The following is a 23,067-nucleotide window of genomic DNA, read 5'->3' as shown; positions in this document are numbered from 1 at the left end:
ATCTCCTGTCAGACGTTCGTTACAGGCGTTTTCACGCCACACGTTGTTCCATAAATCAGCTTCACAACCTTGCTGGCTCGTGTACCAGCGGTACTGCTCAGACGGAATGGTTTCATAATTTGCTCTTATTATTGGATACAGGGGACGTTACGTACTCAGTATTAATCGGCGCATCACGCTCTGCAACCGGTTACTGTAACCGGTTTCTGTGAATGTGAAGGCGATCCAGAAATCGGCGGAGCGGGATATTTGTTACCGAAGAGATATTTACAGAGCATAATTTCTTATGACAGATTACGCAGGATATTTGTCAGGAGGAAACAATGAGTTTGCAGTCTGTACAGCAGTTTTTTACCGACAACGCGCCGGACATTGAAATTATTGAGCTTAGTCAGAGTACCGCAACCGTTGCGCTGGCCGCTGCCGCTCATTGCGTTGAGCCAGGGCAAATAGCAAAGACGCTGTCACTTAAGGTCAAAAATGAGGTTATCCTGGTGGTCGCGAAGGGCGATGCGCGTCTGGATAACAAAAAACTGAAAGATACCTTTGGTGCAAAAGCCCGCATGCTGAGCAGCGATGAGGTAGTGACCATTACCGGCCATCCTGTCGGCGGCGTCTGCCCGTTCGGACTGGAAAACCCGCTTTCGGTATTTTGCGACATCTCTCTGAAACAGTACGCTGAGGTGCTGCCTGCAGCAGGCGCCATTCACAGTGCCGTTCGCATTTCACCGGATCGGATGGCGGAGCTGACGTCCGCCAGGTGGGTTGATGTCTGTATTTGATTGAAGCGCCAGACCTGGCTGGCGCATCAACGCGAGGCTAGAGGAATGCTGGCGTGCTTAACAAGGGAGCACGCGACTCTCTTGTCGGAAGGTGCGTAATAATATCCGCCGCGTCGAGTAGCCCGACGTCAGAATTTACCCCCAGTTTGACCATCGCATTAAACTTATGTGCCCGGATAGTCTTAATGTTACGCTCAAGCTGTGCGGCAATTTCGGGGATGGAGTAGCCCGAAGACATATAACGCAATATCGCCCGCTCTGTGGGGCTTAACATCCTGTTCTGGTTCACATACAGATGGTTCAGCATATTGTCGTTTATTCGAAGCGTCTCACTCAGCAATGCCACCATCTCTTCCTGTAAGTGATCAAGCGACACCGATTTACTGATAATGCCGTGCAGGCGCGAAGGCGAAAGATGGCTTATCAGCCGCGCTTCCACTTCATCAGACGCCAACACAATGCGCTGAATATCCCCATGCGTAAATGCCAGGTCTCGCAGGTAGGCCAAACAGTTTCTCCGTTCCTGACGCGAATCGGACAGTGAATAGATCACCGAGAAAAACGAGATGTGAGGAAGTACCGCCTTGAAGCTATCGAACTGAGTAAACAGGTGCAGCTTGTAATGACTCAGCTTTGGCATAGCAAAGAGGTGCTGCAGCCCTACGGCACTCATAGCGCAATTTTCGATGACGGCGATATGTCTTGTTGAATCGGTTTTTTCCATTCCTCGTACTCTCCATAGGCTGAGATTAAGCTCAGTTCTCTCATTCCCTGTGTACTGCTGATCCAGGCATACATATCGGCATTACTTCGTAGCGATAACCGGCGCATCGCGCTGTTTTTTTGCGCACTGATCGTTTTGTTGCTCTTCTTAAGCAAGGTGGCAATTTGGTTAATTCCCCACCCTTTACCCAGCAGGCGCAACACCTTGCGTTCGGACTGGGTGAGCGCAATAAAATGCTCGCTCTCATCCTCAGAATTTTGGGGCTCTGGCTGCAGTAACGTCTGGCTGATACGCTCAGCCCGCTCGCTCCCTGCGCGAATAGCGTTAATCACGCCTTCTATCGGCTCCATATCCGAAAGTAACGTACTTTCCGGGCGCATGAGTAGCTCAACGGCAATGGGATAAAGGGGGCGAGAAACTAAAAATATCCAGTGAATATCACGGTATTGGTTCAATAAACCATAATACTCTTCGAGCGTGCCCCGCGGGTTCCGGTAATCACCAGAAACATCCGCAATGATTACCTCAGCGCGGCGCAGCTGAAGCAAGGTTAACTCTTGTAACGAGCGGCAATAGCTCAATTCAAACTCAGGAAAATGGCGCGACATAACACCACCCAACCCGTTTTGCATAACGGGTATCCTGCTGATCACCACTCCGTGTTTACCATTCGCTGGCAACATAGACCCTCCGTGTCCATTTTTAATTTATTCAGTAGCCTTCTAATACTTCAAGGCGTAATGTGTTTTTGTCCCTGGGAGTAAACCGATTAATTCAAGCTGAAAATAAGATTATTTAATGATTTAAGAATCGCCCAAAACAGGTTTAATATCTCATAAAGGACAATTAATTTTAATTCAAACTACCTTAAAAGAATGAAAATATAAATTTAGAAAAACTTAATAAAAATTATATATATTTAGAACTTAAAAATTCACAAGGTTGATAATTAAAAAGGCTATCACCGCCAGCCAGGCTGCTGCTGTTTGCACAAATCTTGATCTGACCCAGAGCAACGGACACCGGACTTTGTGTTAAAAGTAAACATTACGGGCCATCAGGCAAGCCATCCATCTTCTTTCAGGGCAAGACATGCAGGCAGAACGGTCAATGCAGCGTGCAGCAACGCGGCTATGTATTCAGTGCGGGCTTTTTCTGCTCCAGCATGGGGCCGAAAGCGCGCTCGTCGAAGAGCTTTCTACACGGCTGGGGCTGGCGCTGGGTATGGATAGCGTCGAAAGCGCCATCTCATCAAACGCCATTGTGCTGACCACGATTAAAGAGGGCCAGTGCCTGACCTCCACGCGCAAGAATCACGATCGTGGCATCAATATGCACGTAGTGACCGAGGTGCAACATATTGTCATTCTGGCCGAACATAAACTTCTCGACCTCAAAGAAATTGAAAAGCGCTTCAATCAAATCAAACCATTGCGCTATCCGCGCTGGCTGGTCGTGCTTATGGTGGGGCTGTCGTGCGCCTGCTTTTGCAAGCTCAATCAGGGCGGCTGGGACGGTGCTGTCATTACCTTTTTCGCCAGCAGCATCGCCATGTATGTTCGCCAGATGCTGACGCACCGACAGCTGCACCCGCAGATCAACTTCTGTATTACCGCCTTTGTGGCGACCACGGTTTCTGGCCTGCTCTTGCGCCTGCCGCAGTTTGCCAATACGCCAACCGTGGCCATGGCCGCCAGCGTGCTCCTGCTTGTGCCGGGCTTCCCGCTGATTAACGCCGTTGCCGACATGTTCAAAGGGCACATCAACACCGGGCTGGCGCGCTGGGCGATTGCTAGCCTGCTGACGCTGGCGACCTGTATCGGCGTGGTTATGGCGATGACGCTGTGGGGGTTACGCGGATGGGCATAGTGGAATTTCTGTTTGCACTGGCGCAGGACATGGCTCTGGCCGCCATTCCCGCCGTCGGTTTTGCGATGGTCTTCAACGTGCCGCAGCGCGCGCTTCCGTGGTGTGCTCTGCTGGGCGCGATTGGCCACGGATCGCGAATGGTCATGATGACCGCCGGCTTTAACATCGAATGGTCGACATTCATGGCCTCCATGCTGGTCGGGAGTATTGGCATCCAGTGGTCGCGCTGGTATCTGGCGCATCCAAAGGTGTTTACCGTCGCCGCCGTTATTCCCATGTTTCCGGGGATCTCAGCCTATACGGCGATGATTTCCGCAGTGAAAATCAGCCATTTCGGCTACAGTGAGCCGCAAATGATCCTCCTGCTGAGCAATTTTTTAAAAGCCTCATCCATTGTCGGCGCGCTCTCTATCGGGCTGTCGATCCCCGGCTTATGGTTATACCGTAAACGCCCGCGCGTTTGATATTTAACGACGCCGGGGATAATCTCCCCCATTCCGTTTGGTGACGATAAGGAAAGGATGTGGCTAACCCTGGCAGCGAACTCCCCGACCACAATGAAGGCTCCAGCCTGAAAGAGAGCATTTTCCAGAGCGCTATCGCCCTGTTTGCCGAATACGGGCTGAACGGCGCGCGCATGGAGCAAATAGCCGAGAAAGCAGGCACCACCAAACGGATGGTGGTGTACCACTTTAAGAATAAAGAAAACCTCTATCTGCTGGCGCTGGAGTATGTGTATACCCAAATCCGCGCCAGTGAAAAACAGCTAAGCCTGGCAGGAATGCCGCCCGTCGAAGCGCTGGTGCATCTGGTGGAAGCCACGTTTGACTACCACGCCGATCACCCTGACTACATCCGCATCATCTGCATGGAGAACATGCAGCGCGGCCGCTTTATGCAGCAGTCCAGCTATCTGCGCCAGGTGAACCGCAGCGCGCTTGAACTGCTCGAAGATATCCTGCAGCGTGGGAAAGAAAAACAGCTGTTTAACCAAACGGTGGATGCCCGCGATCTCCACCGCCTGATCAGCAGCTTTAGCTTCCACTACGTGGCCAACAGCTACACCTTTACGCTGCTGTTTGAAGAGGGTGCGGATGAGCAGGCGCAACGTCAGCACTACCGGAAAATGGCGGTCCAGGTGGCACTCCGCTACACCTGCCCATAAAATAGCTTGCAATTATATCGTGCGCTATCTATATTCAATCCATGAACGCAAAAACAAACGACACCAACGCGGCGCTTCTGCTGGATAACCAGCTCTGTTTTGCCCTCTACTCGGCAAACCTGGCCCTTAACAAGCTTTACCGGCAGCTGCTGGCACCCCTCAACCTGACCTACCCGCAATACCTGGTCATGCTGGTGCTGTGGGAGCAGGATGACGTGACGGTGTCGGACATTGGTGAACGGCTGTTTCTGGACTCCGCCACGCTGACGCCGCTGTTAAAGCGTCTTGAAAGCGCAGGGCTGATCGCCCGCCACCGCTCCCGTAAGGACGAACGTCAGGTCGCGGTCACCCTTACCGATGCGGGGCGTGCCCTTCAGCAGCAGGCGACGGGCATTCCGCACGCCGTGGGATGTGCAGCCCAGTGCGATACCGACACGATGCTGGCACTCAAGCAGCAGCTCGAACACTTGCGTCACCAGCTTCACCGCGCGTAAAGCTATACTTTACGCGTTATTATTATCCATAAACATCGCGCGCTATTTAATAGCACACATAAATGTAAGATGAGGAACCTGCCATGTCTTTAGAAAAAGTTGTTTACACCGCCAAAGCAAAAGCAACCGGAGGCCGTGATGGCCGCGCCACCTCTTCCGATGGCGTACTGGACGTTAAGCTGGGCGTGCCGAAAGAGATGGGCGGCATGGGTGGCGACGTCACCAACCCGGAACAGCTGTTTGCTGCCGGCTACTCCGCCTGCTTCCTGGGTGCCATGAAGTTTGTGGCGGCTCGCGACAAATTCTCCCTGCCAAAAGACGCGTTTATCGAAGGCGAAGTGGGTATCGGCCCGCTGCCAACCGGTTTTGGTATCGAAGCGAAGCTGAACATTCACGTGGAAGGGATGGACGCAGCCGAAGCGAAAAAGCTGGTGGATGCGGCACACATCGTTTGCCCGTACTCCAACGCCACCCGCGGCAATATCGACGTGACGCTGAACATCATCGCGTGATAAATGCCTGATGGCGCTGTGCTTATGAGGCCTACAATTGTAGCCCCGGTAAGCGCAGCGTCACCGGGGAAATCCCCTCCATTCCCTCCTCCTCTCTGTGCTACCATAAGCCGATATCACGCCCGTAGTAACCCAGTAGAGAAAGCATTATGTCCTCCAGAATCCTGACCACCAGCATTGCTGGCATTGATGCCTTTATGCGCGACCCTCGCGGTGTGTTGACCCACGCCGAAGGCGGTACGCTCGCGGTATTTGCCGACAACGCGCCGGCGTTTTACGCGATCACGCCCGAGCGTCTGGCACAGCTTCTGGATATCGAGGCGCGGCTGTCGCGTCCGGCAAGCGACGTCACGCTGGATAACCAGTTCTTTGACGAGCCGAGTAGCGCGCCCGTCGCCGTGCCAATGGGCAAATTCCCGATGTACGCAGGCTGGCAGCCGGACGCCGATTTCCAGCGCCAGGCGGCGCTGTGGGGCATTGCGCTCGCGCAGCCGGTCACCCCCGAAGAGCTGGCGGCCTTCACCGCTTACTGGCAGGCGGAAGGGAAAGTGTTCCACCACGTTCAGTGGCAGCAAAAGCTCGCGCGCAGCATTCAAATCAACCGCGCCAGCAACAACGGCCAGCCCAAGCGCGATATCAACGCGTTTTCAGAACCGGATAAACAGATCCCTAACGGATTCCGAGGTGCGAAATGAAAAACGTCGGCGACCTGATGAAACGTCTGCAAAAAATGATGCCAGCCAACGTGAAGCCAGCGTTCACTACCGGTGAGGAGCTGCTGGCGTGGCAAAAAGAACAGGGCGAGATCCGTGCCGCCGCCCTTGCCCGTGAAAACCGGGCGATGAAAATGCAGCGCACCTTTAACCGTTCGGGCATTCGGCCGCTGCATCAGAACTGTTCCTTCGACAACTATAGGGTCGAATCACAGGGACAGATGAACGCCCTCAGCCAGGCCCGCCAGTACGTAGATGAGTTCGACGGCAATATCGCCAGCTTTATCTTCAGCGGCAAGCCCGGCACCGGCAAAAACCACCTCGCAGCCGCTATCTGCAACGAGCTGCTCCTGCGCGGAAAATCGGTGTTGATCATCACCGTGGCCGATATCATGTCCGCCATGAAAGACACCTTCAGCAACCGCGAAACCAGCGAAGAACAGCTGCTTAACGACCTGAGCAACGTTGACCTGCTGGTCATCGACGAGATCGGCGTGCAGACCGAATCCCGCTACGAAAAAGTGATCATCAACCAGATCGTCGATCGGCGCTCCTCGTCGAAACGCCCCACCGGCATGCTGACGAACCACAATATCGACGAGATGACCCGTCTGCTGGGAGAGCGCGTGATGGATCGCATGAAGCTCGGCAACAGCCTGTACGTTATCTTCGACTGGGACAGCTATCGCAGCCGCGTCACCGGCAAAGAGTATTAAGAAAGTTCCAGGAATCGCGCGCGGCGCGGAGGTATATACTGGAACCACTTCCGGCCCAAAACGGACCTTATTGAGTAAGTCATGATGAAAAAACAGTTACTTATCAGCACACTTTTCGGCGCACTGCTGGCAACCAGCGCGGCACAGGCGGCCTCCTGGCAGGAGTCGCTTTCCAGCGCAGCAAGCGAATTAACCAAAGAGAGCGGCAGTTCTCAGGGTGGGCTGTCGGCTTCCTCCCTTACCAGCCTGCTGGGTAACAGCTCCCAGAGCCTGAGCGCGGGCACAATGAACAACGCGGCGGGCATTCTGGAATACTGCGCGAAGCAGAAGCTGGCCTCCGTGACCGATACCCAAAACATCAAAAATCAGGTGCTGGGTAAGCTGGGTCTGGATACGCAGGAACAAAAAGCGGACACCAACTACATGGACGGTATTCAGGGCCTGCTCAACGCGCAAAATGGCCAGCAGCTTAACCTGAGCACGCTCGGTAACTCCTCTCTGGCGAAACAGGTGAAAACCAAAGCCTGCGATCTGGTGCTGAAACAAGGCGTTAATTTCCTCTCCTGATCCTCCCCATTTTTTGCCACAACACGCCGCGTTTATTGCGATAGTCTTGCAACGCGGCGTGAGAGGCGTGTTTTACCCCCCTGCCACCCTCTCAGCCTGTGCATGCCAGGATGCGACCGCCTTCAAAAAATCGATTTTATAAACCAAATCCTAACAACTGCACACTTTCGTGACGCTAAAATTGCAGCTAAACGACATCGCCATTACATTGTGTTACCCAAAAAATAATCAGTAGCCAGCTAACCGTCTGGCGTCATGAGGATATGCTGTTGTCAGAATTAATGTCCCTTATCCTTTTTCTGGCTTCCATCGGCGTTTACGCCTGGAAAGCCGGCCGTAACACCTGGTGGTTTGTCGCCACGCTGGTGGTACTCGGCATTTTTATTGTTTTAAACATTACCCTGTACGCCAGCGATTACTTCACCGGAGACGGTATTAACGATGCGGTGCTCTATACCCTCACCAACAGCCTGACGGGTGCAGGAGTTAGTAAGTACATACTTCCTGGCCTGGGACTTGTCGTGGCGCTGGTCGCTATTTTTGGCACGCTTGCCTGGGTGCTACGCCGCCGCCGTCATCATCCGCATCATCATGGCTACAGCCTGCTGGCGCTGTTCCTGGCGCTGGCGTCCGTTGATGCCAGCCCTGCATTCCATCAGATCACCGAGCTGGTCAAATCCCAGTCCCGCGATGGCGATCCGGACTTCGTGGCGTACTACAAAGAGCCGGCGAAGAAGATAGACAACCCGAAGCTCAACCTGGTCTATATCTACGGCGAGAGCCTGGAGCGCACCTATTTTGATAGCGATGCTTTCCCGAACCTGACGCCCGATCTCGGCGCGCTGAAAGACCAGGGTCTCGACTTTAGCAAGACCATGCAGTTACCGGGTACCGATTACACCATCGCCGGCATGGTCGCCTCCCAGTGCGGTATCCCGCTGTTCGCGCCGTTTGAAGGCAACGCATCGGCGTCGATGTCGAGCTTCTTCCCGCAGAATATCTGCCTCGGCGATATCCTGAAAAACTCCGGCTACGAAAACTACTTTATGCAGGGCGCAAACCTGCGCTTTGCCGGCAAAGATGTGTTCCTGAAATCCCATGGATTTGACCATCTTTACGGCTCGGAAGAGTTAAAAACCACGGTTGCAGACCCCGCGTATCGTAACGACTGGGGCTTCTACGACGATACCGTGCTGGATGAAACCTGGAAAAAATTTGAAGAGCTGTCCCGCGCGGGCAAGCGTTTCTCCCTCTTTGCCCTGACCGTCGATACCCACCATCCGGACGGATTCGTCTCGCGCACCTGTAAGCGCAAAAACTACGACATCAAAGGTAAAAGCAATAAATCCTTCAGCGCCGTGACCTGCAGTCAGGAGCATATCGCCGCGCTCATTGAGAAAATCAAAGCCTCGCCGTATTTCAAAAACACGGTGATTGTCGTCTCGTCTGACCATCTGGCGATGAAAAACAGCGCCTGGGATGAACTAAACAAACTGGATCGCAGCAATCTGTTCTTCGTCATGCGCGGCGACAAGCCCCAGCAGGAGGTCATTGCCACCAAGCGTAACTCGATGGATAACGGCGCAACGGTGCTGGATATTCTGGGGGGCGACAACTTTATTGGCCTTGGCCGCAGCACGCTGTCAGGGCAGTCCCTGTCGGAGGTGTTCCTCAACATGAAGGAGAAAATCCTCGCGTGGAAGCCGGACATCATCCGCCTGTGGAACTTCCCGAAAGAGATGAAGGATTTCACCATCGATCGGGATAAAAACACGATCGCCTTCTCCGGCAGCCATTTCCGCCTGCCGCTGCTGCTGCGCGTATCCGACAACCGCGTCGAACCCCTGCCAGAGAGTGAATACTCTGCCCCGCTGCGCTTCCAGCTGGCCGATTTCGCCCCGCGCGATAACTTTGTCTGGATCGACAAGTGCTACAAAATGGGCCAGCTCTGGTCGCAGCCGCTGTCGCTCTCAACCGACTGGTGCGTCTCTCAGGGCCAGCTCGGCGGGGAACAGACCGTTCAGCACGTCGACAGCGCGCAGTGGAAGGGTAAAACCGCGTTTAAGGATACGGTTATCGACACCGCTCGCTACCAGCGCAACGTCGATCTGCTGAAAATCGTCGACAACGATATCCGCTACAAGGCCGACAGCTTCATCTTCAACGTGGCCGGCGCGCCGGAAGAGGTTAAGCAGTTTAGCGGCATCTCTCGTCCTGAGTCCTGGGGACGCTGGTCGAACGCGCAGCTGGGTAACGAGGTGAAAATTGAGTACGCCCACCCTCTGCCGGAAAAATTCGATCTGGTGATCACCGCCAGGGCCTATGGGCCAAACGCCAACCGGCCTATTCCGGTACGCGTCGGTGATAAAGAGCAGACGCTGACGCTCGGAAACGACGTCTCCACCACCACGCTGCATTTCGATAACCCGTCGCGCAGCAATACCCTGGTGATTGTGCCGCCCGATCCGCAGTCTACCAACGAAGGTAATATTCTCGGTCACTCCCCGCGCCAGCTTGGCATCGGCATGGTCGAAATCAAAATCGTTAACAGCGAAAGCTAATCCCTCTCCGCCCGGCGTCCTGCCGGGCGAATTTTATAAAATATATAAACCTTTAATTCATTTATAAACCAGATTAAATCACCATATTTAATCTGGTTTTATCTATAAATATTCTTAATGAAGCCAAAAAAGTAGGGTGTGATCCCGACAAATATTCTACGAGGTCACACGCAGTTCCATCATGTTAACGGGTTATAAATTCGAATCTATCCGGGCACTACACACGGAGCATGTTATTGCCTGGGAGATGCTCTCTACGGCAAAACCCCACGTCAATCTGGAGCACTACTTCGGCGCGATGTCTTTTTCTCAGCGAAAGCAGCACTTTTTTTCTCAGCTTCGTCATGCCATGTCATGCCGGGAGAACGGTAAATACTATCTGAACACCACCTCCGAACTGCTGCTGGAAGAGGACTTCATCGACAGGCTGATGATGGAAACGCCGCGCCCGGAGGATCTGGCGATTGAGCTGACCGACCTCGAGGAAATTGTCCAGCTCAGCCACGAACAAACCCGCGAGCTGCGCCTGCGGATTGCCTCTCTGCGCCAGCGCAAAATCGAGGTATGGGCCGATGACGTCTACGAAGCCATTCTGCCGAAGCTGCTGGCCTGCCGGTTTCTGTTCAACGGCATCAAGATCGACAAACACACCTTCTGGTCCGGACGAACGGAGCAAGAGCGTTTTCTGCAGCTCGCCCGCAACTGCAAAAAGCTTGCCGGCAAGGTGCTGATTGAAGGCATTGAAACCTTTGGCGACTACGCGCTGGCGCGGGCAAGCGTAGCCGATTACGGACAGGGTTACTTATGGAACAAGCAATGAATAGCTCCCTCAGCCGCGCCCAATTTCACATCATCATCCTGAGCGAAAACGCCTTTTTGTGGCTTGGCCTGAAAACGCTTATCGCGATGATGATGACGCCGCGCCCCGATATTTTTTGGATCAACAGCGTCAGCCCGGAAACGCTTTTACGCTTGCGCGAGCAGGTGATGAGAGATACCGCCGACAACAGCTGGCTGATATTCACCGACGAGCGCCGCATCAATGACGTTAGCGTTTACCTTCCCGCCGGGCGCGTCAGGATACTGGCCGACAACCTGTCAATTATTCAGCTCAGCCAGCGGTTACGTCAGGCGGACTTCAGCAACGACGGCCTTCCCGATGCCACGCTGACGCGCCAGGAGCTGCGGGTCTGCACGCTGCTTAGCAAAGGCATCAGCCTGGTGCGTATCGCGCAGCTGCTGAATAAATCCCCGAAAACGATTTACACCCACAAGCGTAACGCGATGAGCAAATTCCATTGCCACAACCTGGCGGAATTTCACCGCAAAATCTGCCTGCTGGAACAGCAGTCGTTCTATCTCTGATTTGTCATTCTGGAAATAAGATCATGAAATTACTCCCCACGCTTTTTACCGGTGCTCTTGTTCTGCTTCCCGTTACCGCCATGTCCGCAGAAACCGCGACGGCAACCATGCATGTAACGCTGGAAGTGGTGAAGTCCTGTACGCTGAAGGCCAACGATTTGAGCTTCTCACGCCACAGCTCTGATGAAGCGGGTGAAATTCAGGCCAGCACGCAGCTCAACGTCACCTGCACCAACGGCACGCCTTTTACCCTCTCTGCCTACAGCAGCGATAACAGCGACAGCGGGACCTTCTGGCTGAAACCTGAGAACAACGGCTCTGGCGCGCAGAGCATTGCGTGGAAACTTTACGCCGACGAGAACAAGCAGACCCAGGTGACCAACAGCCAGGGCCTCACCGGCACCGGTAACGGCCAGGAGCAGAGCGAAACCCTGTATGGCGTGATAGAGGCCGGCGCGCTTGCCGCCGCGCAGGCCGGGACGTACACCGACGACGTTACGCTGAATCTGGTCTATTAATCATGCGTCGGCCTTATCTTCTTCCCCTTCTTTGGCTGTTGGCCTTGCTGCTGCTCTCGCGCTATACCCTGGGGGCTACGCTGCAGGTTGCCCCCGTCACTCTGGATCTGGAGAGCAATCAGCGGGCCACGGCGCTCTATCTCACTAACAGTGGCGATACCCCCATCCACGCGCAGATCCGCGTCTATGACTGGACGCAGGCCAACGGTAAAGATGTTCTGACGCCGACAGATGAGATCGTCAGCAGCCCGGCAATGACGGCGCTTGCCCCAGGCCAGCAGCAGCTGATCCGCATTATTGTTCTGCAGCCCGGCGCGCGTCAGCAGGAGCAAAGCTACCGCCTGGTCATTGATGAGCTGCCCTCCCATAACGCGCAAACCCGCGAGCGTAACGCGGTGCATTTCCTCCTGCGCTACTCCATCCCGGTGTTTATTGCCGGCACGCAGCGTGACGCCAGCAGCGACGGCGATCTGAACTGCGAACAGCTGACAACGCCTGGGGCAATTCAGTGTTACAACGCGGGAGAACAGCATGTTCGTCTCAGTAACGTACAGGCTCTGACCGCCGATGGGCAGGTTGCAGAAACCGTGAAAGGACTGGCGGGATATGTACTGCCGGGACAGAAATATCTCCTCCCGCTCGGGCAGCACGCGCGCCGTACGCTCAGCTCGCTGCGCGTTTATCTCAATGAAAACCGTCATGCCAGCCAGATTTCCCTGCATCCTGCCACTGCTCGCCGTTCTGCTCTGGATGCCGCTCATGCTAACGGCCCGCGCTGAGCCTGCCGAAGCCTCCACGCAGTGGCTGGCCATTACCGTCAATCACTCACCGCGCGACGGGCTGTGGGCCTGTCGCGTGGAGGGTGATGCCCTGTGGGTGACACGCCGCGATGCGAAAACGCTGGGGCTGCGTACCGCGAAAGGACGCAGTGAATGGGTGAATCTCTCTGCCCAGCCGGGGCTGCAGGTCAGCCTTGATACGCTCGCCCAGCAGGTTGTTATCACCGCTACCGTAAGGGCGCTCGACGGCCAGCAGCATCTGGTCAGTGAAGCGCCGGTGCAGCAGCACCGCTATCCTCAGGCGAAGGCGATTGGCGCCGTAAGCCTTGCGTACTCTCTTTATGCCCGCGATAGCCCCGGCCAGAAGCAGGCCAGCGCGTTCACCACGCTTACCGCATCCGGCGCGCTGCCGGGCATCCTGAGCAGCAGTTTTTCCAGCCGCGCAGGGAACGAGATCGGCTCAGAGCAATCAAGCCACACGCGTCTTGAAACGCGCTGGGAGTGGGATTATCCGTCATCACTCATGAGCCTGGCGCTGGGCGACAGCGTGACCACCGGCACAGGCTGGAGCCGCCAGGTGCGCTTCGGCGGGCTTCATCTTGCACGTAATTTTCAGCTCAACCCGCAGCTCAACACCGCCCCCCGCACGCAGTACAGCGACAGCGCGGTTCTCCCCTCAACGGTCGATCTCTATATTGACGGCTTAAAGCAGAGCAGCCAGCGCGTCACGCCAGGCGAATACCGGCTCGATACCCTGCCCACCTTTACCGGCAGCGGACAGGCGCAGGTGGTTATCACGGACATCAATGGACAGCGCCGCACCGTACAGCTCGATCTGTACGGGGCTCCGGACATGCTGGCGGAAGGTCTGAGCAGCGGCTCGCTGGATATCGGCTGGATGCGGCAAAACTATGCCGTTCGCTCGGAGGATTACGCCGCATCGCCGATGGCCGATGCAGGCTGGCGATACGGCGTAAACAATCGCTTAACGCTGGCGCTGCACGCGGAGCAGCAGCGAAAAATGCATAACGGAGGCATGGGCGTGGATTGGCTGATCTCGCCTCAACTGGGGGTTGTCAGCCAGCACCTTGCGTTCAGCGACAGCCCGTACGGCAGCGGCGTGAAATGGGGGCTGGGCTGGCAGTGGAACGGCGGCGGCACCGGCCTTTCTGCCAGCACGGTGCGCACGGACGCCGCCTTTGCCGATAACGCCCGCATGAGCGGCACCCTGCCCGCCCGCCGCAGCGATTCCCTGTGGGTGAGCCACTCGTTTAGCCATTTTGGCTCGCTGGGCGCAGGCTGGGTGCAACAAAATATTCAGGGCAGCAGGCAGCGCTACCTCAATGCCTCCTGGTCCGCAACGCTGCCGGCACAGCTCTCCGCCACGCTGAGCTATACCCGTTCGCTATCCGACTCCTCGCACAGCGTACAGCTGATGTTCTCTGTTCCCTTTGGCCACCGGGATACCGTCTCGGTGCAGGCAAGTCAGGACACGCAGCGGCTGGACTATCGTCATCAACCGGACGACCAGACCGGCGGCTGGTCCTGGCAAATGGGGAAACGCGCCGGCAACGATGATGGAAAATATGCCGACGTCGGCCACCTGAGCCGCTACGGCGAATGGCACGTGGGGCTGGAGCGCGGAAGAAACCTGAACAGCCAGTACGCGTCCGGAGAAGGCAGCCTGACGCTGCTGGACCACACCGTCCACGCCCTGCGCTACAGCGAGCAGGGTCTGGCGCTGGTTTCCACCCGCGGCACGGGGCATATCCCGGTGCTGCTCGAAAATCGCCCGGCGGGGGAAACCGACGAAGACGGTTATCTGCTACTGACCGATCTGCCTCGCTATCACAACAATAAGGTCACCATCGATCCTCTGGCGCTCCCGGCAGATGTCATGACGCCCGTTACCGACATCTACGCCAGGCCGGGAACAGCAACCGCCGTGAAGGTCGATTTCGACGTGCACCGTGCGGTCGCGGTCCAGGCAAGGCTGGTCGATGAGCAACACCAACCGGTCGAAATGGGGAGTCAGGTGTCCACCTCAGGCGGCACCACGATCGTCGGCCGCGACGGCTTTATCTGGCTGGAAGATCCGCCTCTGCCCGGCGAACTGGTCGTGAGAACTTCCGCAGGCGAGTGCCGCGTGAGCCTTCCGTCACGCCCTTCAGACGCCGCCACCGTCAATATCGGAGAACGGATGTGTCATTAAGAATACTGTTATGGATTGGCATCCTGCAGCCGCTTAACGCGCTGGCGCTCAGCTGCTGGATGACGTCAGGTGCCAGCATCAATTTCGGCACGCTGACGGCCGGCGAAGCGGCGACCACCAATACCAAAGTAAAATTTAGCTGCCAGGCGGATTACGGGACCACGCAATACATCAACGTATGCCTGAGCAGCGTTGAAAGCTCACCGTTCAAAATGATGTCGACGGGCGATGAGGAGGGCAAACAATACGCTCTGCTTTTTCGCATCTTCAACGCCTTTGAGCACGCCCAGGAGCTGAATGCCCCCGCCAGCGGCAACCTGATGCAGCAAACGCTCGTGGCCGCCAGCAACGCCACCGTGAGCGGGAGCTTTCCGCTGCTCGCCACCATTCCCGCCGGACAAAGCCAGCTGCCTGCCCGCAGCTATTTCAAATACAACATGGACTTACGCATCTCCTGGCGGAGCGCAGCCTCTCAGGAGGCGCTGCAAAGCTGCTCGGACGGCTCGGCCGATGGCGAACAGACCCAGGGCGCCAGCCGAGCCGAAGCCACGCTGAACGACGGCTGCTTTATTCAACGCGTGACCCCGCTCAACTTCGGGACGCTCAGCAGCACCAGCACGCGCAGCGCCACGCGATCCACGGCGACATTATCCGCACGCTGCCCTGCCGGCACCGCCTTTGCGCTCGGGATGAGCAGCGGAACGCATGCCAGCGGCACCCAGCGGCAGGTCTGCAATAGCGAAGGACAATGTCTGCGCTATGGGCTTTGGCAGGATGCCGCTGCGACAAGACGCTGGGGCGATCGCAGCAGCGGCGACGCCCTCAATGTTTCAAACACCGACGGCGGAACGCAAAGCTATACCATTTATGGAGAGGTGCCTGCCCAGCCCCTGACCGGGACAGGGGAATTCATTGACGACGTGATTGTTACGCTCACTTATTAATCGTTCAAAAGCCAAACTGGATCAATGTTATCGGTAACAATGCGGATAAAATAACATTCTTACCTCATAAACGGCGCGGTATCCCCCCGCCGTTTGTATTTCATTTTCTCTGTCTGCCTTAAACACGCTATGAAATTCCTGCTTGCTGAAGCCCTTGTCTACAACGACGAAGACGGTTCGATTTCACTTGTCGATGCGCCTGACGTTGAGCCCCAGGTGCTCACGACCACCGCCAACAGCATTATGAAACTGCTGGTGAAACGGCATGGTAACGTCGTTGAACGTGAAGCCTTCCTGCGCGAAGTATGGGATGAGCGTGGCCTGCAGGGTTCCAATAACTCGCTCAATCAGTACATCAGCATCCTGCGTAAAATACTGGCAGGCCTGGTGCCGGAGACGCCGTTTATCGTCACCGTGCCCAAAATGGGGTTTATGCTGAGTGCCGATATAACGGTGCAGCCTCAGCCCGATCGGCAGGAACGCGAGGCATCGGGCAAAACACCCCGGCGCTATCAATCAGCGCTGCTGTTTTGCGGCGGATTCACCGTCCTGGTGGTGGCGCTGTGCGTCTGGATGTTGGTGATAAAGCAACATCAGCAGCATGCGGAAATGCACCTGCTCACCCACATCGGCGAATGCCCGGTCTATACCTTTTCCCCGCTGGCGGACGTGTTCCACAGCAAGGCCATTGCGCTGGCGCAGGCAATCCAGCGCGATGGCAATCTGCCCTGCCTGAAAAACTCAATTTTTTACCTCCATATACAGAACACGCTGTTCTACGGCCACGAAGGGCGGCTGGTTCTTTCCCAGTGTTCCCTGACGAAAGAGAACAAAGCCAGCACCTGCCGCACGCTTTACTACTACGAATGGTGATTCATGACGCGTAAAAAAATGGGGCTGATTGTCGCCTTCAACCTGATAGTGATTGTCCTCGCGGTGCTGTGGTCTCGCTATACGGCCCCCCTATCCGTCACCTGCGAGGGTAGCCTGACCTTCGCCGATCGGCGTGATGACAATAACTTCAACTTCGAGGGGGAAATCGTGATGCGCTTTCACCCCGACGGCAGCGGTTATTTAACGCTCAACGGCAATGTCCTTAACGCCCAACGGGACTGGGATGTTTCCCGTCAGGAAACCTTTCGCTGGCGGCACATGCACGACACGCTTTATGAAATCACCATTACCGGGATCGAGCGGTTCAGCCATGATGCATTGCCTAAAGGCGTATTTGAAAAGTACGTCGCAGGATTAACGCTCGGACAAAAACGGCTGCTCACCGTTGAACGCACGCCGGAAGAGGCGATGGTGCTCGGCAACTTCTACTCACCGCTGCTGATCTGCTCGGAATAATCGTGGCGAGTCGCGCTATACTTCCCGCCATGAAAATCCTTATCCACCCTACTGCAGGGCATGACGTTGGCATGTTGCCGGCTATCGAACGCGCGGCAGGCCAGCGCTTTCGTGACGATCGCGCGCTGGCCTGGCTGGCCGACGGTGAAACCATGTCGACTGAACGTCATCTCGGCTACGTCGATACGGGGCTCAGCTGGACTGCGTTCGCGGACGGACAGCCGGTGGGATTTATCCTCGCAGAGGTTCATCCATCATCGCTGTTTATCGTTGAACTGTCGGTGCATCTGGACTGGCAGGGCAACGGCATAGGACGCCAGCTCATCGCCCGCGCGGCCGAGCATGCCCGCATGAGAGGACTCCGCTCGCTCACGTTGACGACGTTCCGTGACGTGCCGTGGAATGCGCCGTTTTATGCGCGACTTGGGTTTGAAGAGGTGACGGCGCTAACGCCTGAACTGCGCCAGAAAAGAGAGGAAGAGGCCGCGCACGGTTTAGCGTATGACTCCCGCTGCGCCATGCGGCTGCCTCTGTAATATCCATAATAACGTAGGCCGGGTAAGGCGTAGCCGCCACCCGGCACAGCGCGCAGGATTAGAAGGTTTCCCAGTTCTCGCCCGCGTCGGTGGCTGCCGCTTTCCGCGACATCACCGGGCTAACAACGGTCTTCGCCGAGGCGAACTCGCGCGCTTTCATCTGCTCCTGCTGAATGCGGAACACCGCAACCGCCTGGGTCAGACGGCTCGCCTGCTCTTCCAGCGCCGCCGCCGCCGCCGCAGACTCCTCCACCAGCGAGGCGTTCTGCTGGGTCACGCGATCCATCTCGGCCACCGCCAGACCCACCTGGTCGATACCGCGGCTCTGCTCGTCAGACGCAGAGGCGATTTCACCCATAATATCGGTCACGCGGGTCACCGCATTCACGATTTCCCCCATGGTTTCACCGGCGCTCTCAACCAGCGTCGACCCGATTTCCACGCGCCCCACGGAGTCTTCAATCAGGCTCTTAATCTCGCGTGCCGCCTGGGCGCTGCGCTGCGCCAGGTTACGGACTTCGCCTGCCACAACGGCAAAGCCACGACCCTGCTCGCCCGCACGCGCCGCTTCGACCGCCGCGTTCAGTGCCAGAATGTTGGTCTGGAAGGCAATGCCGTCGATTACGCTGATAATGTCAGCAATTTTCTGCGAACTGCCGGCGATGTCGCGCATGGTCTGCACCACGTTATCCACCACCTTGCCGCCCTTCTGCGCGGTTTCAGACGCGCTCAGCGCCAGGTTGCTCGCCTGACGGGCGTTCTCGGCGTTCTGCTTAACGGTTGCGGTCAGCTGTTCCATGCTGGCAGCCGTCTCTTCCAGAGAAGCGGCCTGCTGCTCGGTACGGGAAGAGAGGTCGTTGTTGCCCATCGAGATTTCGCTCGCGCCGCTGTAGATTGCGTTCGCGCCGTTACGCACGTCGCCGACGGTACGCACCAGCTCGCCCTGCATATGGCGCAGAGAATCCGCCAGCTCGCCCATCTCGTTAGAACCTTCCACGTCGATGCGCTTCACCAGATCGCCGCTGGCGATATGACGAATGCTGTCAATCAGGCGGTTCAGCGGCGAAATCAGCGCCTGCTTAATGCCCAGCCAGACGGCGACGATCACCACCAGCACGGCAATCAGCACGCTAATCAGCACCCAGATAGCCTGAGTGTACGAGCTGTTGCTGTCTTTAACCGCCGTTTCGTACAGCTTGTCGTTCTGCTGCAGGTAGCTCACGTACTGCTTCTCAAAGCCGTCCTGATAGCTCTGGGTCGGCTGGTCGAAGAAGGCGTTGATTTTACCTGCGCCCAGCAGCTGGATCAGCTCCGCCAGCGCGCCGTGGTAGATATCGTAGTTACGCTTGATCTCCATCGCGGCGGCATCGCTTTGGCGCGGGTCGCGCGGCAGGGCTTCGTAATCCGCCCAGTTTTTTTCCGCCTGCTTCAGGGAGGCAGACGCAATCTGCATCAGATCGGAAACGGTCGCGCCGCTGCCAATGTTGCTCTGATCCATCATGTAGCGGATGCCCGCGCGGTTCAGGGTGTTACGGGTTTGCAGCAGCGCGACCCAGCTGCCGTTGAGCGTAGATTGTTGCTGGCGAATGGTTTGCAGGACGGTGAAATTCTCTTTGTCATGCTTGAGCGCATTAAAGAAAAGACCACCGGATGTGAGTTGTAAAAGGCCAAAAATAGCTAAAACCAGCAATAAGCTGGTGACAATCTTGATACGGTTTAACATGTTTTCTCTTTCCTTCAGACAGATAAAGAATTTTCGGCCTGGAAAGGGAAAACTTTACGAAAATCATCCTGGAATTTGTGGTTTTTACTCTTCTTCCCGCGCTGCGTTATGCCGGTTTCCGAGTTCAATAAACTCTTGCAGCAGCGCCGTCAGCTGCTTCATCTTCTCCGGCGTGTACTCTGCCTCGATTTGCTGATAGGCCTCTTCCACCTGCGCCTGGGCATGCTCATACAACGTATTACCCTCTTTGGTCAGCGACACGTACAGCTTGCGCTGGTCGTTGACCGGCTTTAAGCGCAGCACCAGGCCATCGCGCTCCATGCGCGTGAGAATACCGGTCAGGCTCGGGCGCAAAATACAGGTCCGGAACGCCAGATCGTGAAAATCCATCGACGGATTTTCGGCCAGCACGCGCACGATGCGCCACTGCTGCTCGGTGAGGTTATGGCGCTTCACGATAGGTCGGAAGTACGACATCGCCGCTTCCCGCGCCTGCAGCAGCGCAATGGTTAATGAGTCATGCATAGCCTCTCCCCTTCACATCATTAACAAGTAAACAATCAATAAAAGATGCTTTTATAAACAACACGTTTTCCACCAAAAAGTCTAACAGAAACCACTCAATATTTTTAACACGCTGTTTTATAACGTTATTAATAACATAATGTAAATTTATTGTTATTCATATCACAAATTTTTCACTTCTGATTGCGAAACGAACAGTAAAAGCATAAAACCAGATCATTAACATATTAATGAAATCAATATCGGGCCGTTGACCTGAGGAGTATGTGAATGAAAGGTACCGTTTTTGCGGTGGCGCTAAACCACCAGAGCCAGCGAGAAGCCTGGGCCGAGGCGTTTGAAAAAGCCCCCTACAACACGCCGCCGAAAACAGCCGTGTGGTTTATCAAGCCGCATAACACGGTGATCCGCACGGGCGAGCCGATCCCCTTCCCGCAGGGGGAAACGGTGCTGAGCGGTGCGACGGTAGCGCTGGTCGTCGGCAAAAAAGCCAGCAAAGTCAGCGCAGAAAATGCGGCGGACTACATCGCCGGATATGCGCTGGCCAACGAGGTGAGCCTGCCGGAAGAGAGCTTCTACCGCCCGGCCATCAAGGCCAAATGCCGGGACGGATTTTGCCCCCTCGGCGAACGGGTCGCCGTTGATAGCGTGGCTAACCTGACCATCATCACCGAGATCAACGGCCGCGAAGCGGACCACTGGAACACGGCCGATCTTCAGCGCAGCGCCGCCGAACTGCTGAGCGCCCTGAGCGAGTTCGCCACCCTCAATCCCGGCGATGCGATATTGCTCGGCACGCCGCACAGCCGCGTCGAGATCCGCCCGGGCGATCGCGTGCGTATTCTGGCGGCAGGCTTCCCGCCGCTGGAAAACCCGGTGGTGGACGAGCGCGACGTCACTGTTGCGCACGGCACGCCGCCGCACGCCACGCTGTTTGCCCTCGGCCTGAACTATGCCGATCACGCCAGCGAGCTGGACTTCAAGCCGCCCACCGAGCCGCTGGTATTTATCAAAGCGCCGAACACCTTCAACGGCGACGGCCAGACGTCGGTGCGCCCGAACAATATCGAATACATGCATTACGAAGCGGAGCTGGTGGTGGTCATCGGCAAAACCGCGCGTAAGGTCAGCGAAGCCGAGGCGATGGACTATGTTGCGGGCTATACGGTGTGCAACGACTACGCCATCCGCGACTACCTGGAAAACTACTACCGCCCGAATCTGCGGGTCAAAAGCCGCGACGGATTAACGCCCATCAGCCCGAACGTCGTGCCGAAAGAAGCTATTCCCGACCCGCACAACCTTCGCCTTCGCACCTTCGTCAACGGCGAGCTGCGCCAGGAAGGCACCACGGCGGATCTGATCTTCAGCATCCCGTACCTGATTGCGTACCTGAGCGATTTTATGACCCTGCAGCCGGGCGACATGATTGCCACCGGCACGCCGAAGGGGCTGTCCGACGTGGTGCCGGGCGATGAGGTGGTGGTGGAAGTGGAGGGCGTGGGACGCCTGGTGAACCGAATTGTCAGCGAGGAGACTGCAAAATGAAAAAGATTAACCACTGGATCAACGGTAAAAACGTCGCCGGAAGCGAGTACTTCCACACCACCAACCCGGCCTCCGGCGAGGTATTAGCGGAAGTCGCCTCCGGCGGTGAAGCTGAAATTCACCAGGCCGTCGCCGCCGCCAAAGAGGCGTTCCCGAAATGGGCCAACCTGCCGATGAAGGAGCGCGCGCGCCTGATGCGTCGTCTGGGCGATCTGATCGACCAGAACGTGCCGGAAATTGCGGCCATGGAAACCGCCGATACCGGCCTGCCGATCCACCAGACCAAAAACGTGCTCATTCCGCGCGCCTCGCACAACTTCGAGTTCTTCGCCGAGGTGTGCCAGCAGATGAACGGCAAAACCTACCCGGTCGACGACAAGATGCTCAACTACACCCTGGTGCAGCCGGTGGGCGTCTGCGCGCTGGTGTCGCCGTGGAACGTGCCGTTCATGACCGCCACCTGGAAGGTCGCGCCGTGCCTGGCGCTCGGCAACACCGCGGTGCTGAAGATGTCTGAACTCTCCCCGCTGACCGCCGACCGCCTGGGCGAGCTGGCGCTGGAGGCGGGCATTCCGGCGGGCGTGCTGAACGTGGTGCAGGGCTACGGCGCGACGGCGGGCGACGCGCTGGTGCGCCATCACGACGTGCGCGCCGTCTCCTTCACCGGCGGCACCGCCACCGGGCGCAACATCATGAAAAACGCCGGGCTGAAGAAGTACTCCATGGAGCTGGGCGGCAAATCCCCGGTGCTGATTTTTGAAGATGCCGACATCGAGCGCGCGCTGGACGCCGCCCTGTTCACCATCTTCTCCATCAACGGCGAGCGCTGCACCGCGGGCTCGCGCATCTTTATCCAGCAGAGCATCTACCCGGAATTCGTCAAGCGCTTTGCCGAGCGCGCCAACCGCCTGCGCGTGGGCGACCCGACCGATCCGAACACCCAGATTGGCGCGCTGATCAGCCAACAGCACTGGGAGAAGGTTTCCGGCTACATCCGCCTCGGCCTTGAAGAGGGTGCAACCCTGCTGGCGGGCGGCCCGGACAAACCGACCGATCTGCCTGCGCACCTGAAGGGCGGTAACTTCCTGCGACCAACCGTGCTGGCGGACGTCGACAACCGCATGCGCGTGGCGCAGGAGGAGATCTTCGGGCCGGTGGCCTGCCTGCTGCCGTTTAAGGACGAAGCGGAAGGCCTGCGCCTGGCCAACGACGTCGAGTACGGCCTGGCGTCCTATATCTGGACCCAGGACGTCAGCAAGGTGCTGCGCCTGGCGCGCAGCATCGAGGCGGGCATGGTGTTCGTCAACACCCAGAACGTGCGCGACCTGCGCCAGCCGTTTGGCGGCGTGAAGGCCTCCGGCACCGGCCGCGAGGGCGGCGAGTACAGCTTCGAAGTGTTCGCGGAGATGAAGAACGTCTGCATCTCCATGGGCGACCATCCTATTCCAAAGTGGGGAGTCTGAT

Annotated in this window: 25 protein-coding genes; 21 read left to right on the top strand and 4 right to left on the bottom strand. The window is 56.8% G+C overall.

Annotation, left to right across the window (positions count from 1 at the left end):
* The first annotated feature begins 323 nt into the window (after nucleotides 1-323).
* Nucleotides 324-782, top strand: a complete 459-nt coding sequence (locus VPX56_RS03570; RefSeq protein WP_131634051.1) for a YbaK/EbsC family protein — start codon at nucleotides 324-326, stop codon at nucleotides 780-782.
* Nucleotides 783-819: 37 nt separating this feature from the next.
* On the opposite strand, the gene bglJ is transcribed toward VPX56_RS03570, so the two are convergent.
* Nucleotides 820-1,455: a DNA-binding transcriptional activator BglJ gene (gene bglJ, locus VPX56_RS03565; RefSeq protein ID WP_131634230.1), complete on the bottom strand. Its 636-nt coding sequence runs from the start codon at nucleotides 1,453-1,455 to the stop codon at nucleotides 820-822.
* Complete coding sequence (locus tag VPX56_RS03560; RefSeq protein ID WP_131634052.1) at nucleotides 1,452-2,189, bottom strand: helix-turn-helix transcriptional regulator; 738 nt, start codon at nucleotides 2,187-2,189, stop codon at nucleotides 1,452-1,454. The genes bglJ and VPX56_RS03560 overlap by 4 nt, the downstream gene beginning before the upstream one ends.
* A gap of 409 nt (nucleotides 2,190-2,598) precedes the next feature.
* On the opposite strand from VPX56_RS03560, the gene VPX56_RS03555 reads away from it, so the two are divergent.
* The 18 genes from VPX56_RS03555 (at nucleotide 2,599) to VPX56_RS03470 (ending at nucleotide 17,807) form a co-directional block, all read left to right on the top strand.
* Nucleotides 2,599-3,375, top strand: a complete 777-nt coding sequence (locus tag VPX56_RS03555; RefSeq protein ID WP_131634053.1) for a threonine/serine exporter family protein — start codon at nucleotides 2,599-2,601, stop codon at nucleotides 3,373-3,375.
* Nucleotides 3,366-3,839: a threonine/serine exporter gene (locus tag VPX56_RS03550; protein ID WP_131634054.1), complete on the top strand. Its 474-nt coding sequence runs from the start codon at nucleotides 3,366-3,368 to the stop codon at nucleotides 3,837-3,839. The genes VPX56_RS03555 and VPX56_RS03550 overlap by 10 nt, the downstream gene beginning before the upstream one ends.
* A 59-nt stretch (nucleotides 3,840-3,898) precedes the next feature.
* Nucleotides 3,899-4,540, top strand: coding sequence for a TetR family transcriptional regulator (locus tag VPX56_RS03545; RefSeq protein ID WP_326469920.1), 642 nt, complete (start codon nucleotides 3,899-3,901; stop codon nucleotides 4,538-4,540).
* Nucleotides 4,541-4,581: 41 nt separating this feature from the next.
* The gene (locus VPX56_RS03540; RefSeq protein WP_326469918.1) at nucleotides 4,582-5,034 is read left to right on the top strand and encodes a MarR family winged helix-turn-helix transcriptional regulator; all 453 of its coding nucleotides are present in this window, start codon (nucleotides 4,582-4,584) and stop codon (nucleotides 5,032-5,034) included.
* A gap of 83 nt (nucleotides 5,035-5,117) precedes the next feature.
* Nucleotides 5,118-5,546 carry an organic hydroperoxide resistance protein gene (locus VPX56_RS03535; protein WP_119935649.1) on the top strand — a complete coding sequence of 143 codons (429 nt, stop codon included), beginning with the start codon at nucleotides 5,118-5,120 and terminating at the stop codon, nucleotides 5,544-5,546.
* 149 nt (nucleotides 5,547-5,695) lie between these two features.
* The gene (dnaT, locus tag VPX56_RS03530; RefSeq protein WP_326469916.1) at nucleotides 5,696-6,241 is read left to right on the top strand and encodes a primosomal protein DnaT; all 546 of its coding nucleotides are present in this window, start codon (nucleotides 5,696-5,698) and stop codon (nucleotides 6,239-6,241) included.
* The gene (gene dnaC, locus VPX56_RS03525) at nucleotides 6,238-6,975 is read left to right on the top strand and encodes a replicative helicase loader DnaC (protein ID WP_131634058.1); all 738 of its coding nucleotides are present in this window, start codon (nucleotides 6,238-6,240) and stop codon (nucleotides 6,973-6,975) included. Before dnaT ends, dnaC begins: the two co-directional genes overlap by 4 nt.
* An 84-nt stretch (nucleotides 6,976-7,059) precedes the next feature.
* Nucleotides 7,060-7,542, top strand: coding sequence for a YjjA family protein (locus VPX56_RS03520; protein WP_131634231.1), 483 nt, complete (start codon nucleotides 7,060-7,062; stop codon nucleotides 7,540-7,542).
* Nucleotides 7,543-7,811: 269 nt separating this feature from the next.
* Entirely contained in the window at nucleotides 7,812-10,103 is a 2,292-nt protein-coding gene (opgB, locus tag VPX56_RS03515; protein ID WP_326469913.1) for a phosphatidylglycerol--membrane-oligosaccharide glycerophosphotransferase, read from the top strand.
* Between the two features lie 181 nt (nucleotides 10,104-10,284).
* Nucleotides 10,285-10,923, top strand: a complete 639-nt coding sequence (locus VPX56_RS03510; RefSeq protein WP_131634060.1) for an EAL domain-containing protein — start codon at nucleotides 10,285-10,287, stop codon at nucleotides 10,921-10,923.
* Nucleotides 10,920-11,468, top strand: a complete 549-nt coding sequence (locus VPX56_RS03505; RefSeq protein WP_326469911.1) for a helix-turn-helix domain-containing protein — start codon at nucleotides 10,920-10,922, stop codon at nucleotides 11,466-11,468. The genes VPX56_RS03510 and VPX56_RS03505 overlap by 4 nt, the downstream gene beginning before the upstream one ends.
* A 23-nt stretch (nucleotides 11,469-11,491) precedes the next feature.
* Nucleotides 11,492-11,986 (top strand): Csu type fimbrial protein, encoded by a 495-nt coding sequence (locus tag VPX56_RS03500; protein WP_131634062.1) that lies wholly within the window; start codon nucleotides 11,492-11,494, stop codon nucleotides 11,984-11,986.
* A gap of 2 nt (nucleotides 11,987-11,988) precedes the next feature.
* Nucleotides 11,989-12,765: a fimbrial biogenesis chaperone gene (locus VPX56_RS03495; RefSeq protein ID WP_326469908.1), complete on the top strand. Its 777-nt coding sequence runs from the start codon at nucleotides 11,989-11,991 to the stop codon at nucleotides 12,763-12,765.
* Nucleotides 12,746-14,977, top strand: coding sequence for a fimbria/pilus outer membrane usher protein (locus VPX56_RS03490; protein ID WP_326469906.1), 2,232 nt, complete (start codon nucleotides 12,746-12,748; stop codon nucleotides 14,975-14,977). Before VPX56_RS03495 ends, VPX56_RS03490 begins: the two co-directional genes overlap by 20 nt.
* On the top strand, nucleotides 14,968-15,921 hold the full coding sequence (locus VPX56_RS03485; RefSeq protein ID WP_326469904.1) for a Csu type fimbrial protein: 954 nt from the start codon (nucleotides 14,968-14,970) through the stop codon (nucleotides 15,919-15,921). Before VPX56_RS03490 ends, VPX56_RS03485 begins: the two co-directional genes overlap by 10 nt.
* Nucleotides 15,922-16,050: 129 nt before the next feature.
* Entirely contained in the window at nucleotides 16,051-16,794 is a 744-nt protein-coding gene (locus VPX56_RS03480) for a winged helix-turn-helix domain-containing protein (protein WP_131634066.1), read from the top strand.
* 3 nt (nucleotides 16,795-16,797) lie between these two features.
* Entirely contained in the window at nucleotides 16,798-17,271 is a 474-nt protein-coding gene (locus VPX56_RS03475) for a hypothetical protein (protein ID WP_131634067.1), read from the top strand.
* A gap of 29 nt (nucleotides 17,272-17,300) precedes the next feature.
* Nucleotides 17,301-17,807, top strand: coding sequence for a GNAT family N-acetyltransferase (locus VPX56_RS03470; RefSeq protein WP_263610087.1), 507 nt, complete (start codon nucleotides 17,301-17,303; stop codon nucleotides 17,805-17,807).
* Between the two features lie 58 nt (nucleotides 17,808-17,865).
* Here the strand turns inward: VPX56_RS03470 and tsr are convergent, their stop codons facing one another.
* Complete coding sequence (gene tsr / locus VPX56_RS03465) at nucleotides 17,866-19,530, bottom strand: methyl-accepting chemotaxis protein (RefSeq protein ID WP_131634068.1); 1,665 nt, start codon at nucleotides 19,528-19,530, stop codon at nucleotides 17,866-17,868.
* A gap of 84 nt (nucleotides 19,531-19,614) precedes the next feature.
* Nucleotides 19,615-20,055 carry a homoprotocatechuate degradation operon regulator HpaR gene (gene hpaR, locus VPX56_RS03460; protein ID WP_263609953.1) on the bottom strand — a complete coding sequence of 147 codons (441 nt, stop codon included), beginning with the start codon at nucleotides 20,053-20,055 and terminating at the stop codon, nucleotides 19,615-19,617.
* Nucleotides 20,056-20,325: 270 nt separating this feature from the next.
* Between hpaR and hpaG the strand changes: the two genes are divergently transcribed.
* Together hpaG and hpaE are read left to right on the top strand one after the other, a co-directional pair.
* Nucleotides 20,326-21,603, top strand: a complete 1,278-nt coding sequence (hpaG, locus tag VPX56_RS03455; protein WP_326469900.1) for a 4-hydroxyphenylacetate degradation bifunctional isomerase/decarboxylase — start codon at nucleotides 20,326-20,328, stop codon at nucleotides 21,601-21,603.
* Nucleotides 21,600-23,066, top strand: coding sequence for a 5-carboxymethyl-2-hydroxymuconate semialdehyde dehydrogenase (gene hpaE / locus VPX56_RS03450; RefSeq protein ID WP_326469898.1), 1,467 nt, complete (start codon nucleotides 21,600-21,602; stop codon nucleotides 23,064-23,066). The genes hpaG and hpaE overlap by 4 nt, the downstream gene beginning before the upstream one ends.
* Nucleotide 23,067: the final 1 nt, after the last annotated feature.

The organism is Enterobacter wuhouensis (assembly GCF_035835995.1).
In the GTDB taxonomy this organism is placed as follows: domain Bacteria; phylum Pseudomonadota; class Gammaproteobacteria; order Enterobacterales; family Enterobacteriaceae; genus Enterobacter; species Enterobacter wuhouensis.
Note: the sequence above shows the minus strand (reverse complement) of the source record. Positions and strands in the feature narration are given on the sequence as shown.